Annotated in this window: 20 protein-coding genes; 19 read left to right on the top strand and 1 reads right to left on the bottom strand. The window is 71.1% G+C overall.

Annotation, left to right across the window (positions count from 1 at the left end):
* Positions 1-2: 2 nt before the first annotated feature.
* Entirely contained in the window at positions 3-134 is a 132-nt protein-coding gene (locus ACZ53K_RS32720; protein WP_468843842.1) for a hypothetical protein, read from the bottom strand.
* Between the two features lie 225 nt (positions 135-359).
* On the opposite strand from ACZ53K_RS32720, the gene ACZ53K_RS32715 reads away from it, so the two are divergent.
* The 19 genes from ACZ53K_RS32715 to ACZ53K_RS32625 all read left to right on the top strand — a co-directional run bounded on the left by ACZ53K_RS32715 (position 360) and on the right by ACZ53K_RS32625 (position 16,309).
* Positions 360-2,330: a phage minor capsid protein gene (locus tag ACZ53K_RS32715; protein ID WP_468843840.1), complete on the top strand. Its 1,971-nt coding sequence runs from the start codon at positions 360-362 to the stop codon at positions 2,328-2,330.
* Entirely contained in the window at positions 2,279-2,509 is a 231-nt protein-coding gene (locus tag ACZ53K_RS32710) for an Rmf/CrpP fold protein (protein WP_468843838.1), read from the top strand. The genes ACZ53K_RS32715 and ACZ53K_RS32710 overlap by 52 nt, the downstream gene beginning before the upstream one ends.
* Positions 2,510-2,606: 97 nt before the next feature.
* Positions 2,607-3,374, top strand: a complete 768-nt coding sequence (locus ACZ53K_RS32705) for a hypothetical protein (RefSeq protein WP_468843835.1) — start codon at positions 2,607-2,609, stop codon at positions 3,372-3,374.
* Between the two features lie 17 nt (positions 3,375-3,391).
* Positions 3,392-4,402: a major capsid protein gene (locus ACZ53K_RS32700; RefSeq protein WP_468843832.1), complete on the top strand. Its 1,011-nt coding sequence runs from the start codon at positions 3,392-3,394 to the stop codon at positions 4,400-4,402.
* Entirely contained in the window at positions 4,402-4,632 is a 231-nt protein-coding gene (locus tag ACZ53K_RS32695; protein ID WP_468843829.1) for a hypothetical protein, read from the top strand. Before ACZ53K_RS32700 ends, ACZ53K_RS32695 begins: the two co-directional genes overlap by 1 nt.
* A gap of 4 nt (positions 4,633-4,636) precedes the next feature.
* Entirely contained in the window at positions 4,637-5,026 is a 390-nt protein-coding gene (locus ACZ53K_RS32690; RefSeq protein WP_468843826.1) for a hypothetical protein, read from the top strand.
* Positions 5,023-5,343: a hypothetical protein gene (locus tag ACZ53K_RS32685; RefSeq protein WP_468843823.1), complete on the top strand. Its 321-nt coding sequence runs from the start codon at positions 5,023-5,025 to the stop codon at positions 5,341-5,343. The genes ACZ53K_RS32690 and ACZ53K_RS32685 overlap by 4 nt, the downstream gene beginning before the upstream one ends.
* Complete coding sequence (locus ACZ53K_RS32680; RefSeq protein ID WP_468843821.1) at positions 5,340-5,693, top strand: hypothetical protein; 354 nt, start codon at positions 5,340-5,342, stop codon at positions 5,691-5,693. Before ACZ53K_RS32685 ends, ACZ53K_RS32680 begins: the two co-directional genes overlap by 4 nt.
* Positions 5,686-6,114, top strand: a complete 429-nt coding sequence (locus ACZ53K_RS32675; RefSeq protein ID WP_468843819.1) for a minor capsid protein — start codon at positions 5,686-5,688, stop codon at positions 6,112-6,114. The genes ACZ53K_RS32680 and ACZ53K_RS32675 overlap by 8 nt, the downstream gene beginning before the upstream one ends.
* A gap of 10 nt (positions 6,115-6,124) precedes the next feature.
* Complete coding sequence (locus tag ACZ53K_RS32670) at positions 6,125-6,598, top strand: phage tail tube protein (RefSeq protein ID WP_468843817.1); 474 nt, start codon at positions 6,125-6,127, stop codon at positions 6,596-6,598.
* The gene (locus tag ACZ53K_RS32665; protein ID WP_468843814.1) at positions 6,595-7,041 is read left to right on the top strand and encodes a hypothetical protein; all 447 of its coding nucleotides are present in this window, start codon (positions 6,595-6,597) and stop codon (positions 7,039-7,041) included. Before ACZ53K_RS32670 ends, ACZ53K_RS32665 begins: the two co-directional genes overlap by 4 nt.
* Positions 7,042-7,284: 243 nt before the next feature.
* A complete protein-coding gene (locus ACZ53K_RS32660) occupies positions 7,285-9,729 on the top strand; it encodes a phage tail protein (protein WP_468843812.1) in 2,445 nt (814 codons plus the stop codon).
* A 2-nt stretch (positions 9,730-9,731) separates the two neighbouring features.
* A complete protein-coding gene (locus tag ACZ53K_RS32655) occupies positions 9,732-10,613 on the top strand; it encodes a phage distal tail protein (protein WP_468843811.1) in 882 nt (293 codons plus the stop codon).
* 10 nt (positions 10,614-10,623) lie between these two features.
* A complete protein-coding gene (locus ACZ53K_RS32650) occupies positions 10,624-11,622 on the top strand; it encodes a hypothetical protein (RefSeq protein WP_468843809.1) in 999 nt (332 codons plus the stop codon).
* Positions 11,623-11,640: 18 nt separating this feature from the next.
* On the top strand, positions 11,641-12,732 hold the full coding sequence (locus ACZ53K_RS32645; protein WP_468843806.1) for a hypothetical protein: 1,092 nt from the start codon (positions 11,641-11,643) through the stop codon (positions 12,730-12,732).
* A complete protein-coding gene (locus ACZ53K_RS32640) occupies positions 12,732-13,469 on the top strand; it encodes a hypothetical protein (RefSeq protein ID WP_468843804.1) in 738 nt (245 codons plus the stop codon). Before ACZ53K_RS32645 ends, ACZ53K_RS32640 begins: the two co-directional genes overlap by 1 nt.
* Before the next feature lie 105 nt (positions 13,470-13,574).
* Positions 13,575-15,107: a hypothetical protein gene (locus ACZ53K_RS32635; protein WP_468843801.1), complete on the top strand. Its 1,533-nt coding sequence runs from the start codon at positions 13,575-13,577 to the stop codon at positions 15,105-15,107.
* Positions 15,108-15,176: 69 nt separating this feature from the next.
* Positions 15,177-16,001 (top strand): peptidoglycan-binding protein, encoded by an 825-nt coding sequence (locus ACZ53K_RS32630; RefSeq protein ID WP_468843800.1) that lies wholly within the window; start codon positions 15,177-15,179, stop codon positions 15,999-16,001.
* Between the two features lie 59 nt (positions 16,002-16,060).
* The gene (locus tag ACZ53K_RS32625) at positions 16,061-16,309 is read left to right on the top strand and encodes a hypothetical protein (protein ID WP_468843798.1); all 249 of its coding nucleotides are present in this window, start codon (positions 16,061-16,063) and stop codon (positions 16,307-16,309) included.
* Positions 16,310-16,483: the final 174 nt, after the last annotated feature.

The raw sequence follows: 16,483 nt of genomic DNA, 5'->3' as shown, positions 1-16,483 counted from the left end.
CGCTACCGGGCGCCGCCCAGCAAGACCCGCAACAGCCGCTCGGCGGAAGCCCGCAGCGAGGGATCAGGGTGCGCGAGGGCGACCAGGACAAGGGCCGTGAAGGTGGCGCCGATGGCGTCGAGAGCATTCGTCATGGTCTGGGAAGCTACACGGGCGCCACTCGAACACCGATCCCTTCCAGCCAAAAAAGGCGACCAAAACTATCAATTAAACACCACTGTTTACTCAAAGGCAAGTCTTAAGAGTCGGTGCGCTTGGCCCAAGCCTGCCATGACCAGGGCTTTCCTACGCCGTTGCATTGCACACGTGCAATAGACGAAGCGGGAGGCTGAGCGAAGCGGATGCCGATTCATCCCGGTATGGTCGAGCCTCTGGCCGAGCGCACGCGCGATCTGTATGCCCAGGCCGAGGAACGACTGTTGACCCTCATTGCGCGGCAGCTCGCCGCGGGTCTCGACGCTCCGGGGTGGGCCGAGCGCAAGCTCGCAGCAGTGCAGCAGCTGCGCCGCGCCTCACAGGCAGTCGTCGACGAGTTGGGCAAGGCCGTACGGCTGGATGTGTTCGACGTGGTCGCCGAGTCGTACAACCGGGGGCACCGCGCCGCCGTTGCCGAGCTGGGCGCCCTGTCCGGCGCCGGCCGCCGTCTGGTCGACGACGTGACGCCGGGCACACAGGCCGTCGACCGCCTCGCCCAAGAGACCGTCGACCGCGTCACCTCGACGCACCGCTCAATACTGCGGGCGGTCGTCGACCGCTTCCGGGCGATCGTCGCCGAGGTCACCGCTACGCCTCTACTCGGCACCGGCCCCCGTCGGCAGGCCACGCAGGACGCTATGCGGCGGTTCGCCGACGAGGGCATACGGTCGTTCGTCGATCGCTCCGGCCGTCGCTGGCAGCTCACCAGCTATGCCGAGATGGCCGTACGAACGTCCGTGGCCCGTGCCGCGACCGAGGCGCACACGCGCACCTTGTCCGAGGCGGGTATCGAGCTGGTCGTCGTCAGTGACTCGCCGCGCGAGTGCCCCCTCTGCCGCCCGTGGGAGGGGCGGGTACTGACGATCGGCGGGCCGGACGGCGAGCGCACGGTCGAGGTCGAGCACGCGGTCGAGGATGGCCGAATAGTGCCCGTACGGGTCGCCGGGTCGCTCGACGAAGCGCGCCGAGCAGGGCTCCAGCACCCGAACTGTCGGCACTCCGTGTCGGCGTACACACCGGGCCTCACCCGCGTTGAGCAGGCCAAGAGCGACCCCGCCGGGTACAAGGCAGGCCAGCGACAGCGCGAGATCGAGCGGCACATCCGCAAGCACAAGCGGCACCAGGCCGCCGCCGTCACCCCCGAGGCGAAGAAAACCGCGGGGGCGAAAGTCCGGCAGTGGCAAAAGGCGATGCGCGACCACCTCGCCGCACACCCCGACCTACGCCGCAACCCCAAGCGCGAACAACTGGGCGCCTCAAACCTCCCGCCCGAGCCCAAGATCACGCCCGCGCGCGAGGATATCGAGGCTGCCCGCGTCCGGTCCGGCGACGGACAGACGCCCGCCGAGATGAGCGACGACCAACTCGCCGCGGCAGCAGCGTCCCCCGCGGCAGAACGCCGCGACCTCGCCCGCATCGAGGCCGAGGCCGACCGTCGCGACCGCGCCGAGCACGCCGAGCGCATCCGTCCGAACGGCACGCTGGCCGCGGACCTCGCCCCGTTCACCGACGACCAGCTCGCCGACGCGATGCGCGACGGGAGCGACGACGACCTCGCCCGGATCGCCGCGGAGTTCGACCGCCGGTACCCGCCCGCTCCGGCCCCGGTCGCCGCGGCGACCGGTGATGCTGTGGCCGACCTGCTCGCCGACCGCGCCGCCGTCGACGGCCTGCTCGCCCCGGCCCCCGATCCGGAGGGGTGGGCGGCCCTCGCCGATGACGACGCATGGGCCGAAGTCGTCGGCACCGCCGCCGTAGGTGAGGCTGCGCAGTCACCGGCCGCCGGAACCGCGGCCGGAGCAGCAGGCGACGACGGCGAGGAACGGCGAATCACCCGTCGCGAGGCACGGCAGATGTATGAGGAGTACACCTACCGGCAGTACCTCGCCGCCGAGGAGGACTGTCGCGGCTACCTGCTCAACAAGCAGGCCGCCGCCGACGGCATCGACCCGGTTAGCCTGTTCCGCGGTCCAGCCCGCATCGCGCACGCCCGCGCGTCCGACGAACTGCGGGCATGGTGGGCCCAGCACGGTCGGCTGACGCAGGCCGAGTTCATCGAGTCCGTCACCGGCCAGCGGCAGCGATGGGCCGACGGCGCCCGCAAGAACGAAGCCGACCACCAGAACAAGAGGTGACCAGCATGGGGACACGCGAGACGATCACCCAGGCACTCACGGCCGGGGCCGCGGCCAGGCGCCGCGGCGACCGTCCGACCGCCTGCCCGTATCCGCGTGACTCCCTACTGCGTTCCGCGTGGATTCGCGGTTTCGCCCGCGCGACGCCGCCCGCTCCTGCCCGCAAGGGCAGCACGTAGCACGACCCACTGACAGCACCCCGGGGCCCGCCAGGAGCGGGCCCTTTTGCTTGCCCCGACGCCCGCCAGGAGCGGGCCCGACGCACCAGGAGTGCACATGCGCACGCGCACCCCCGCCCGCCGCCTCGACCTCGACGGCGCCGGCTGGACGCATCCGTACCCGCTGAATCCTTTCTCCCCGACGCTGTACGCCGACGGCGGGCAGGGCACGGGCACCAGCACCGGCGGGCAGGGCGACGCCGGAACCGGCCAGCAGGGCGGCGACGGCGACCAGGGCGGCACCGGCGAGCAGGCCGCGGCCGGACAGCAGCACGCCCCGGACGCGCAGCAGCAGACGCCCGCCGAGGGCGACATCAAGGCCCTGCCTGAGTGGGCACAGAAGGAGATCAGCGACGCCCGCAAGGAGGCCGGCAAGTCGCGCACCGTCGCCAAGCAGAACGCCGCCCAGGAGGCACGCCAGCAGCTCGCACAGGACATCGGGCGTGCCCTTGGACTGGTCGCCGACGACAAGCCGGCCGACCCCGCCCAGCTGACGCAGCAGGTCGCCGACCTGTCCGGACAGCTGCGGACCGCGCGCAGCGAACTGGCCGCGTACCGCACTGCGGGGGCCGAGGGCGCCAACGCCGACCGGCTGCTCAACAGCCGGGCGTTTGCCGACAAGCTCGCCGCCCTTGACCCGTCCGCCGACAACTTCGCCGAGCAGTTGAAGCAGGCGATCACGGACGAGGTCGCCACCGACCCGGGCCTGTACCGCGCCGCGCCCACCGGCCCGCCCCGCGGCGGCTCCGAGTTCAGCGGGCCCCCGGCCGGCGACCGCCGCCCGGCCACCCTCACCGACGCAATCGCCGCCAAGCTGGGCGGCTGACCCCCAGGAGTCCACCTATGGCGATCACCCTCGCCGACGCCAAGCTCAACACCACCGATGACGTTGACCTCCAGGTCATCGACGAGTTCCGCAAGTCGTCGTGGCTGCTCGACAACATCACGTTCGACAACGTCGTTTCCCCGGCCGGCGGGGGCGCCACCCTGACCTACGGATACACGCGACTGGTCGCCGAGCGCCCCGCCGCGTTCCGCCCGTACAACACCGAGTACGAGCCCGCACAGGCCAAGCGCCAGCGCTACGACGTGGACCTCTCCCCACTCGGTGGCGCGTTCACCATCGACCGCGTGCTGTCGAACCTGGGCCCCACGACCTCGAACGAGGTCGCGTTCCAAATGAACCAGCAGATCAAGAGCGCCCGCGCTTTCTTCTCCGACCAGGTCATCAACGGCGTCCGCGACAAGGCGCCGGGCAACGAGAAGGGGTTCGACGGCCTCGACGTGGCGCTCACCGGCAGCTCCACGGAGATGAACGCCACCGCGTCCGTCGACTGGACCGGCGCCATGCTGGGCACCGACCAGGCCAAGGCCCATGACGCGCTCGACCTGCTCGACGAATTCCTCGCCCTGCTCGACGGCACCCCGTCCGCACTGATCGGCAACAAGAAGACGCTCGCCCGCGTGCGCAGCCTCGCCCGCCGCGCTGGCTACTACAGCCGCACCGAGGACGCGTTCGGTCAGAAGGTCGAGGCGTACAACGGCATACCTCTGATCGATCTTGGCGAGCGTGCGGGCAGCACCGCCCCCGTCATCCCGGTCGAGACCCGCGACGTGGATGGCGCCGGCACCGGCGGGAACATCACCGGACTCTCCGACCTGTACGCCGTGCGTCTGGGACTGGACGGATTCCACGGCGTTTCGACGACCGGCAACGCCATCGTGCGTCAGTGGCTTCCCGACTTCACCACCGCCGGAGCCGTCAAGAAGGGCGAGGTTGAACTCGGGCCCGTTGCGGTCGTCCTCAAGGCGACCAAGGCCGCCGCGGTGCTGCGCAACATCAAGGTGCAGTGATGCCGGCGTACGAGATCACCGCGCCCGATCCGGAGCGCGGCGGGCCCCTGCTCGGTGCCGAGTTCGCCGACGGCCGCGCCGCCGTCGAGGACCCGGAGCCGGGCGTACTGCTGTGGTTCCGCCGCCATGGGTTCACCGTCGACCAGGTCGACGCCAACCCACCGTCAGGCGCCGCGCCCAAGTCGGCGGGGCGTTCGCGTTCCCGCAGCAAGACCACGAAGGAGGGGTAACCGGGTGGGCCGTGTCTACGCCACCCCCGAGCAGCTGACGGCATGGACAGGCCAGCCCGCCCCGCCGGACGCCGACCGGATGCTCGCCCGCGCGTCCGAAGACATCGACGACGCCCTACTGACGGCCGTGTACCGCACGGACAGCACCGGAGCGCCGAGCGATCCGGCCGTCGAGCAGGCCCTCGCCGACGCCGTGTGCGCACAGGTCGAGTACCAGCTCGCCACCGGCGACGACGGCACGGGAGCGGCGGGCCGGTGGGACAGCGTCAGCATCGGTCCGGTGTCCCTATCCGGCCGCAAGGACGGGCCAGCCGCCGCCGGCGAGGTCGACCTCGGCCCCCGCGCGCACCGCGCCCTGACCCGGGCCGGTCTGCTACCGGGGGTGATCTGGTGACCGCCGTTCCCCGGTGGCTGCTGCGGCACCGGATCACGATCGAGCCGTACCGCGGCGACAGCGCGTACAGCCAGCAGTACGGCCCGCCTCGCGCGAACGTACCGGCCCTGGTCGCCGAGACCATCCGCACCGTGCGCGACCGCGAGGGACGCGAGGTCACCAGCACCGCGCAGGTCATCGCCGAGCCGGGCCTCGACTGCCCGGCCGAGTCGCGCATCACCCTCCCCGACGGCCGCACCACGCGTGCAATCAGCGTCGCCCACCACACCGCGCCGGGCCTGCCGGTGCCCCAGTGCACGGAGGTGAGCGCCGAGTGACCCAACGGAACCGCCTGAACTGGAACGGCGCCGGCGCCCTGCGCGCCACCCGCGCCGGGACCGTGCGCGGCTTGCGGATCGCCGCCGAACACGTCCTCGCCGAGTCCCGACGCGTCGTGCCGATCGAAGAGGCCACCCTCGAACGCTCCGGCGTCGCCACCGTCGACGAGGACCAGCTCAAGGCCGCCGTGTCGTACGACACCGTGTACGCGGTCCGGCAGCACGAGGAGCTGACCTACCGGCATGACGCGGGCCGGACGGCGAAGTACCTCGAACGCCCCCTCACCGAGGAGGCCGACACGGTCAAGGCGATCATTGCCGCGCAGGTGCGGAGGTCACTGCGTGGCTGATCTCGACCCGCTCGACGGCATCGCGCGCCTGCTCGCCGCCCGCGGCCTGGCCACCTACGCCCCGACCGGCACGGGCGGCGACCTATTCGTCGAGACGATGCCGCCCGCCCCGGATGCCGCGGTCGCGCTGTGGCTGTACGACGGCGCCACGCCCGACCCCCTCAACGCCTACGACCGCCCGCGCCTACAGGTGCGCGTGCGCGGCGGGCCCGATCCCCGCATCTCGCGCCGCCGCTGCTGGGCGATCTACAGCACGCTTCACGGCCTCGCTAGCGTCGCCCTGCCCGACGGGACGTGGCTCGTGCTCGCCGCCGCGCGCGGCACCCCGGCCCCCATGGGGCCCGACTCTTCCGGCCGACACGAGCACGTCGTGAATTTCGACCTCGACATTTCGGCCCCCACCCACCACAGAACCGAATAGGAGCCCGTACGTGGGACGCCCCATCGACGCACGCGGCTGGGAATTCGAGGTCGACACCGGCGCAGCGAAGTTCGTTCGCATCGGCCACCTCACCAGCTGGACGGAGAACCCCGGCGAGAACGAAGAGACCGCCGACACCACGACGTTCGACAGCGCCGGCTATTACGAGCAGGACATCATGCAGCGCGGATCGACGATCGAACTCGCCGGGCAGTACGCCGCCACGGCCGGTGTCCGCGACGCCGGACAGGAGTACATCGACAAGACGTGGGCGCACCGCTTCGGCGAGGAGTCCCGCGGCAAGATGCGCTACCGGCACGTGTCGCAGAACACGTGGACCGTGTGGGAATGCACCGTGACCCCGGGCGAGCGCGGCGGCGAAACCAATGCCAAAACCAGCTGGGCCGCGACGTTCACCCGGTGCGGACCGCCGACCACAGCGACGGTCGTCGCCCCCAACCCCCCGGCGGTGACCACATCGTGAGCGAGGAAACGATTCAGCTCGACGAGCGCGAAGTCGCCGACTTCGACGCGTATTTCGCCGAGCAGGGCGAGCCGCAGAAGCAGGGCGTACCGCTCAAGCTGTACGGCCGCACCTACACCCTGCCCGCCACCCTGCCCACGCTGTTCACGCTCCAGCTGCACCGCGTCCAGCACTCCGCCCGGCCGGAGGACGTGCGGCGCCTGTTGACGACCCTGTTCGGGCCCGAGGCGGTCGACGACTGGGCGGATCACGGGATGGACGACGACCGACTCGGCATCGTCCTGCTGTGGGCAACCGCCAACGTCGCTGAACCGCACAGCATGAGCATCGAGCGCGCCGCCGAGCAGTACGCGAAGCGCGAGCGCGCCAAGACCGCGGGAAAAGCGACTCCGCGGCCCGCCAAGGCGAAGGCCAAGCCGCGGAACTCTGGCAAGCGATCCTAAGAAATTGGAACGCGGTCGAGGCCGACCTCGCCCGCGAATACCGCATTGGAGCCGCGGAGTTGGCCGGTATGTCGACGCGTCGGTTTCTGGCCCTGCTCGCCGGACTTCCCGCCGAATCGCGATTCGCGCGCGCGTGGCGGAGCACACCGCGGCTGGTGACTGACCCGAACGAGATTGCACGACTGACCGGCCAGTAACGGCGGGCGCATAACTGAACACATAACTGCATAGGGGGTGCGTCCCGTGGCCCTCACCATCGGCGAGCTGGTCGGGTACATCGACCTCGACGATTCCGGCGCACAGCGCGGAATCGCGCGCACCGGCAGCGCCCTGGAGGGGCTGCGGCAGGACTCCGACGGCCGTTTCCGCGATATGCGGGGCCGCTTCGTCGCCATGACGGAGGAAATGGCGGCGGCCCTCGAAGAGGAGATGGCGCAGGCCGCCGAGGAGATCGACGACGCGCTCAACGCCGCCGCGCTGGCCGCCGACGAACTCGCGGAGGAGATGGCGCGGGCGGAGGAGGAGGCCGAGGACGCCGCCGAAGCCCTCGACGATCTGCAAGAGGAGGCGAACGACGCCGCCCGTGCGCTGGATGAGGTGGGCGACGAAGCCGACGAGGCCGCCGCGTCCATGGGGCGCCTGCGAGCAGCTGCTCACGGGGCCGGCAACGGGCTGAAAGGGGCGGTCGGGCCGTCGCTCGGTGTGGCGAAGACCGCGACCATGGCGCTTTCAGGGGCCGCGGTCGTCGCCGCGGGCGCGCTCGCCGCCGTCCCACTGGCCGTTCTCGGGCTGGGCGCGAAGACACTCGCGGAAAACGAGCAGGTCAAGGGCGCTTTCTCGGACCTGTCCGAGCACGTCAAGAGCAAGATGCAGGAGCTTGCGAAACCGCTCGTCAAGCCCTTCACGCAGGCAGCCGGACAGCTCCGCAAGACGTTCGACAGCCTCGCCCCGCAGATCGGGCAGCTGTTCAAGGCCGCCGCTCCGATGGTTCGGCCGCTGGTCGACGGGATCGGCGCTCTGGCCAAGGGCGCCATGCCCGGACTGGTCACCGCGGTGCAGTCCGCGCGCCCCGTCATCGACGCCCTGGGCAAGGGGCTGGGAGAGTTCGGCAAGGGGCTGGGCGGATTCTTCGAGGGCGTCTCGGCCGGGGCTGGCGGCGCGGCAACCGCGTTCGGTGGCCTCTTCTCCGCCATTGGCACGATCCTGCCCGCTCTGGGGCAGCTGATCGGCGCACTCGCCGCGGCCGGCGGGCCCGTGCTCGCCGCCCTCGCCAAAGCCCTTGCGCCGGTCATCGCGCAGTTTGCGAAGGCCCTTGGTCCGGCGCTGGCGTCCCTGGGTCCGCCGCTTGCGCGGCTGGTGTCCGCCCTGGGCGCTGGCCTTGCGCCGATCGTGTCGGCGCTTGGTCCCGTGCTGGCCGCGGCGGCGAAAGCGTTCGGCGTTCTGTTCTCCGCTGTCGCGCCGATCCTGCCGGTGGTCGGGCAGCTGGTCGCCGCCGTACTGCCTGCCCTCACGCCGATCTTGACGGCGGTGGGCACGGTCATCGCAGCGGCGGCGCCGGTCGTCATGCAGCTGGTCAACGCGCTGGCCGACGGGCTGCAACCGGTACTCGCCGTCCTGCCATCCGTGATCGAACCGATCGCGACCACGCTCGGAGAGCTGGCGAAAGCGATCTTCCCCGTGCTGGGGAAGCTGGTCGCGGCCCTCGCGCCGTCGCTGGCGACCATCGGGGGCGCGTTCGCGCAGATCCTCGTAGCGCTGTCCCCGCTGCTGCCCGCCATCGGCGAACTGCTGATCGGCGCCCTGAACGCGCTCATGCCGATCATCGAACCGCTTATCGGGCTGATCGGTCGCCTCGCGGGCATCTTCGCGGGTGGTCTGGCGACCGTGATCGAGCAGGTCGTCGTACCCCTGATACAGGCCGTTGTGGCACTGCTGCAAGGGGACTTCTCCGGCGCCTGGGAGCTGGCTAAGGGCGCGGTCGAGGCCGCGGGCCGGCTGATTGGCGAGGCCGCGAAGAAGATCGGCGAATGGATCGGGCAGGGCATCGACAAGGCCGTCGAGTGGTTGACCGGTCTACCGGGTCGCGCGGCGTCCGCCTTGGGCCCGCTTGCCGGCCGCCTGCGGGACCGGGCCACTCAAGCACTCGGTGACTTCCGCAACGCCATCGTCACGAAGGCGGGCGAGGCCGTCGCGTGGCTGGCCGGCCTGCCGGGGCGCCTGGCGTCCGCGCTGGGCGATCTGGGCGATCTGCTGGTCGATAAGGGCCGCGACATCGTGCGCGGCCTGTGGAACGGCATCAAATCCATGGGGTCGTGGCTGGCCTCGACGCTCGCCGGGTGGGCCCGTGACCTGATCCCGGGCCCCATTGCGCGGGCGCTGGGCATCGCCTCGCCGTCCAAGGTGATGGCGCGCGATGTGGGTCGGTGGATTCCCGCCGGTCTGGTCAAGGGCATCGAGGGTGGCGCCGGCGCGGTGCAGCGCACCATGCAGAATCTCGTCACTGCGCCCGCACTGCCCGCGTTCGCTCTGGCCTACGCGGGCCCGGGAGCAGGTGGCTACGGTTCTCCGTTCGCCGCGGCCGGCGCGTCCGGCGCGACGGTGCACGTCGAGCACTGGCACGCCGCGGAGAACGGCACCCCCGACGACAACGCCCGCGCGCTCGCGTGGCTGGCGAAAGCGAGGGGGTGACCGTGGCTGCTGGCGACCTGCTGACCGCCCCCGGTCAGATCCAGTACGGGGGGCTGCTGCTGGGGCACGGTACGCCGTACCGGTGGCGCAAGCTCACCGGGTGGGGCGATCTGCCCGGGATGGATTCGGGCACTGTGGCGCGGCCCGCCGCGCACGGTGCCTACCCCGGCTCCCTGTGGGCGCAGACGCGCACGATCGGTGTCGAGGGCCTGGTGGTGCGCGCTCCACGGCATACGGTCGGCGCGGTCGTCGATGAGCTGGAAGCCTCAACGCTCCCCGTCGAGGACGAGTTGCCTCTCGCCGTGTGGCTCGACGAACGGGGGCCGCGGATGGTGTGGGCGCGGTGCGTGCGCCGTGCCCTGCCCGTCGATGCCGGATACCGCCTCGGCACGATTATGGGCGGCGCGATCGAGTTCGAGGCGTCCGATCCGCTGCGTTATGAGATCACGGAGCGCTCCGCGTCGGCGTCGCTGCCCGCGCCCGAGCCTGGCCTCGCCTGGCCCCTGGCCTGGCCGCTGGAGTTCGGCACCCCCGGCAGTACCGGGACATTGACCGTCCTCAACTCCGGACGCGCCCCCACCCATCCGATCATCGAGTTCCGCGGCCCCGTCGCCCGGCCGTCGCTGACCAACGTCAGCAACGGCGACGTACTCGAATACGACCTACCCCTCGCCGCCGGCGACGTGCTCATCGTTGATACCCGCGCGGGCACCGTCACCCTCAACGGCACCGCCTCACGTCTGGGCACCGCAACGGCCCGCAGCGTGCCCGAGGAAACGTTCACCCTCGCCTGTGGTGCGTCGAGCCTGATGTTTCGCGCGTCCCCCGGCAGCACCGATCCCGCGGCCCGCGTGACGGTGCGCTACCGCTCCGCTTACTGGTAAGGAGACACCGTTGTCCGTGCGCTCTGCATGGCTGCTGACCGGCGGCGCCGACCCCGGGCAAACCCGCGAGGACACCCGCCTCACCCCCGTGGGAACGATGCTGCCCGACGGGGAACTCACCACCCGTACGGGCGTGATCCCCGGCGGGCGTCCGTTCGCGGCGACCGGGGCCGGCGCGATGGCGCTACAGATCGGCGCCGGACGCGGCGCGGTACAGGGCACCGCTGCGCAAGGCGCCTACCCGGTGGCGCTGGACGCCCCGGAGACGGTGACGTTCGCCGACGGTAACGCCCTGTTCGCCCGCGTCGATTCGGTCGTCCTGCGCGTCTACGACCAGCTGTTCGACACGAACAACCGCAACGCCGTCGCCCTGGAAATCGTCGGTGGTGAAGCCTCCGAGACACCGGTACCGCCGCAGCTGCCGCCGGCGTGCCTGCCGCTGTGGGACGTGACCGTACCTGCGGGCGCTTCCTCCGGCATGGGCGGCATCCCGTGGAATACCGCTCTGACCGACCGGCGCCGGTTCACGGTGGCCGTCGGCGGAATCGCCCCCCGCGGGCCCGCTGCGGACGCCGGCGCCTACGACGGGCAGTACCGCGACAACGGCACCGGTCTGGAACGCTGGTCGGCTGCCGCCGCGGCCTGGCAACCGCTCGCTCCGGTCACCCCCTGGACGGCGGTCACCCCAGCGGCCGGCTACACCAACAGCGGCAACGGACAAGGCGCCTTGCGGTACCGCCGCATCGACCTGTTCGGCGTGCCGCACGCCCAGTGGCGCGGCGGCGTCAGCTGGTCGACGACCGGAAACCCGCCCAATGGCGGTTTCGTCGTGTCCGCGACGCTGCCCGCCTCCATCCGGCCCGAAAACCTCGCCAGTCTCAGCGTCGCCGCCGGCGGCGTCCCCATCAAAGTCGACTTCCAGACCGGCGGACAGGTGCGGCTCATCCCCTCGCCCGGCCTGACGACCTGGGCCTCGTTCACGGGCGTGCTCTACCCCCTCGACAAGTAACAGACGGGGGGTGACGCCGTGCCGTCCCCCTACCGGCTGCTGTTCTGCGACCTGCGCACCGACACCCTGCTCGACGCCCTGCCCGTACAGGATGTGTCCCTCGACGACTACATCGGCAAGACCGGCCGGCTGACCGGCACCGTGCCGATTCCGAACGCCGCCATGGCCGACCGGGCACGCCGTGCGCTGCTGCCCGGCCGTACGGCTGTATGGGTCGAGCGCGGACGCGACATCTGGTGGGGCGGCATCCTATGGACGCTCAGCCTCGCCGCCGACGCCCGCGGCTTCCTCGGTGCACAGATACAGGTCGGCGGCTGGGAAAGCTACCTGTACCGCCGGCTGCTGTACGACTCGCAGATCGCGACCCGCGTCGATCAGCTCGACATTGCCCGGCAACTGCTCGACTACGTGCAGAGCACGCCCGGCGGTGACATCGGCGTCACGTACGAGATGCACCTCTCCGGGGTACTGCGGGACCGGACGTATCTGCGCTACGACCTGCCGAGCGTCGGCGACCTGCTCGACGACCTCGCCGCCGTCGAAAACGGTTTCGAGTGGCGCATCGCGAGTTTCCGCGACGGCGATGGCCGCCGTACCAAGCTGATGCAGCTGGGCTACCCCGTGATCCGTACGGGCGCGGCCGAGATCGTTCTCGATTACCCGGGGCCCGTGATGTCCTACTCGTGGCCGACGGATGCCACGGTGAAGGCGAACGCATGGCAGTCCCGCGGCGCGGCGACGAACCGCAATCAGGCGCAGGACTCGTTCCCGCTGATGTCGAGCCTGCTGGTCGCCGAGGATGACCTCGCCGTCGGATATCCCCGCCTTGACGGCAGCAGCGACTACACCATCGTCAGCCAGCCGGCGACGCTCGACGCGCACGCCCGCGCAGACTGGAGCGCCGCCCGGCGCCCCGCGACCATTCCGGAAATCACGGTGCGGGGGGACGTGGTCACGCCCGCGATGATCGGCGCCACGGTGCGCGTACGCATCCGCGACCTCTGGCACCCCACCACCCTCGACGCCCGGTACCGCGTCGTCGGCATGTCCATCACACCGCCCGCCCGCGGCCGGCCGGAGACCGCCCGCCTGTACCTGGAGGTTCCTTAGTGCCCTACGTACCGCAGGATGTACTCGACCGCCTCGCCGCCCTCGAACGCGAGGTGCGGCAGTTGCGGGGGCGGGCGCAGATGCGGCCCGCCCTCAACCAGGTGCTCAACGGCGACGTGGTGATCGGCGAGGGCGGGCAGCTGATCGCCAAATCGCCCGCTGGCATACGCACGTTCAAGGTCGGGCAGACCGGTCAAGGCGACTGGGGTATCGGGCTGGGCCGCGAAGCCGGAAGCGCCGCTTTGACCGTCGGCGACGACGGACTCGGCACGGCACAGATGATCCGCATGTGGAATCGGGACACCACCGCATCCGAGCGCGTCATCGTCATGGACGACGCGTATTCGGGCCGGTTTCTGGGCCGGCCGTCAATCCCGATTCCCATGCAGCCCACCGCCGGACAGTCGACCGACAGTACGACGACCACGACCGCGTGGCTTGGTGCCACACGGCTGATGAACGCCGTTTTGTGGGCGTCGTTCGAGACCTGGACCCCGGCCGGTACCACCGCCGACGTGCAGTTCGAAGATGACGACGGCGTGATCGAGTCATGGGTCGCCAACAAGGCGAACGGCTGGACGTACCGCGCGATCACCACGCCCGTGCGCGGCAACTTCATGGACCACCGCAACTACCGGTTGCGGCACTCCGTACGGTCCGGCACCGGCACTATCAGCACGAATTGCTACGGCGTGTACACCCGCAACAGCTTCTCCGCCGCGGAGGCCCCGAAGTGACCGCCCCCACCCCCACCCCCGCGCCGGACCCGGGAAGCGGTGGATTCTTCCCCCGCCCCGGCAACGACCCCAACCGTCCCAAGCCACCCATGGAGGCCGCCACCGATGCCGCTCCCCGACGGGATACCGACCGTACGACTAACGGGCCGGTTCCTCACGCCTGACGGCCAGCCCCTCGCCGGGCAGGTCGTCGTACGCGCTCCGGCCCTGGTCACGTTCGGCGCGTACGACGTGATCCTCGGTGGGCCCGTCACCGAAACGCTCGACGCCACAGGCGCATTCGAAGTCGAGCTACCGGCCACCGACGCCCCCGGCATGAGCCCGAGCAACTGGTCGTACACGGTCGCCGAACAGCTCGCCGGCGTCGCGACCAACCGCGTCTATCAGGTCCTGTTGCCCGCGGAGACGCCCGCGGTCGATCTTGCCGACATCGCACCCACCGACCCGACCACCCCCTCGTACGTCGCCGTCCGCGGTGACTCCGCGTACGAGGTCGCCGTCAAGGCAGGCTTTCGGGGCACGGTCGAACAGTGGCTCGCATCCCTGATCGGAGCCACGGGCCCGCGCGGCGAGACCGGCGCCGCGGGCCCGGCCGGCGACGACGCGTACACGGTCGCCCGCGCCGCTGGATTCCCCGGCACCCGCGACCAGTGGCTCGCATCCCTGATCGGCCCCCAAGGCACCAAGGGCGACACCGGCGCCGCGGGCCCCGCCGGCGCACCGGGCGCCGTCCAGTCCGTCAACGGCTACTCCGCAGCCGAGATCACCCTCACCGCCACCGACGTACACGCCGTCCCCGCTACCGCGCCGGGCACCCCGGGAGGCGTTGCGCAGCTCGACACGTCCGGGAAAGTCCCAGCGGACCAGTTGCCGGCCGTCGCCGCTGGAGGCGTGCAGTCGGTCAACGGCGTCACGCCGGACGGGACTGGCAACGTGGCACTGATCGCCGCACAGGTGGGCGCCCTCGCCACCACCGCGCGGGCCGCAGCGAACGGCGTCGCATCCCTCGACGGCTCAAGCCGCGTCCCGATCGCGCAGTTGCCCAGCGCCACCGGCCGCAACATGTGGACCCCGCAGGCTCTCGGCTTTCAGGCGTGGTCATGCGACCCGTACGGCGTGGCCAACCCCAGCGCGAAGTACCTCGCCCCACAGCGCGTCTACCTCACCGGCATGAACATCACGGAGCCGACCCCCGTCGCCAAGGTCATCATGTTCGCCCGCGGGTACGGCGGAGTGACGACCGCCCGCTTCATGGCCGGCATCTACCGCGAAGACGGCACGCGCGTGGTCGCCTCGAACGCCGTCGCCCTCACCATGGCCGGCCAGGAGACCGGGGCGCTCCCCGCCATGGCGTCCAGCCACATCGGCGCCGTGCCCCTTCCGGTGCCCTCGACGACGCTCGCCCCCGGCCGGTACTGGGTGGCCTGGCTGATGACCGTGGGCGGAACGGCCGACTTCGCGTTCTATCACGTGCAGAACGAGTCACTGGTCGCCGCGGCCAACTTCTTCATGCCCGCCACCCCCTTCCCGCGCGCCTGGTACGTCGGCGGGCAATCCACCCTGCCCGCCACGGTCAGCCCGACGGCCTCGACCGCGCTCGCCGACCACGACATCCCCATCGTGGCCCTCGCAGCCTGACCACACCCCACCCGTACGCCCCGGCGCTCACCGTGCCGGGGCGTTTGCGTGCCCGCAGAAAGGTTTCCTTTGTCCTACGCACGTCGCGTCATCGCCACCGCCCGCGCCGAAGTCGGCACCCACGAAGGCCGCTCCGGGGGCCGGTGGAACAACGTTCAGAAGTACAGCCCCTCCGTGCCGGGGCTGGAATGGTCCCAGGGCCAGCCCTGGTGCTCGACTTTCGTCTCGTGGACGTTCCGGCAGGCAGGCTGCGCCCACCTCGCCCCGGTCACCGCATCCTGTGCGGCCGGCGTCGCGTGGTTCCGCGCGCGAGGCCGGTTCACCGAGTACCCCGTGATCGGCGGCCCCGTGTACTTCGGCTCGGGCGGCGGTAGCCACGTCGGCATCTGTATCGCGTACACCGATTCGACGATCACCACCGTGGAAGCCAACACGAACGTCAACGGGTCAGCCGAGGGCGACGGGGTGTATGTCAAGTCCCGACCGCGCAAGTCCAGTTACGTGTACGGGTACGGCATCCCGGATTTCCCCGAGGGTGTCGTCGTGGCCGATCCGTCATGGAAGGGCCGCCGCGGCGTGACCTACTTCGGTCACCAGGCGTCCGCCGACGACCTGCCCGCCGGCAACGGTCGCCCCCCGGCCACCGGAACCGAGCCGTTCCCGGGCGTCGACTGGTTCAAGCGGTCGCCGCGGTCGCCGATCGTGACCGCGATGGGCCGCCGCCTGGTCGAGGAGGGCTGTTCGGCGTACACGGACGGGCCCGGCCCGCAGTGGACGGATTCCGACCGCGCCAGCTTCCGCCGCTTCCAGCGCAAGTTGGGCGACGACGCCCGGTACTGCGACGGATGGCCCGGCCCCCAGCAGTGGGCCGCCCTCAAGGTCCCCAAGGTCTGACCCCACCCGTACGGGCCCGCGCCGCCGCGCGGGCCCACTCCCTTCCCAGAGAGGAACCCATGTCCCCCGAGAACAAGCGCACCGTCCGTACCATCCTCCAGACCGTCGTTGCGTTCGCCCTCGCCCTGCCCGCGGTCGTCAGCGCATCCGGCATCCCCGACGCGCTTCCGTGGGTAGCCGGCGCCCTCGCCGCCGCCGGTGGCCTCACGCGCGTCATGGCCCTGCCCGCCGTCGAGCAGCTGCTCGACCGCGCCGGTCTCGGTCTGGTCGACGACACGGCCCCGCCCCAGGGTGGCGACCGCGGGTGACCGACTCCGCCAGCACCGAGGTAGCTCTCGAACTGGAACGGCTCCGCGGGACCGGGGGGGGGGGGGTTTCCCCCCCCCCCCCCCCCCCCCCCCCGCTCGTCCCACGATCCGCCCAAACCGACCAAAAGAGAGGCAAAAACGAAAAACGCGTCGCATCTTTCTCGCGCGGCCGGT

The organism is Streptomyces sp. NPDC033221 (assembly GCF_055577005.1).
Note: the sequence above shows the minus strand (reverse complement) of the source record. Positions and strands in the feature narration are given on the sequence as shown.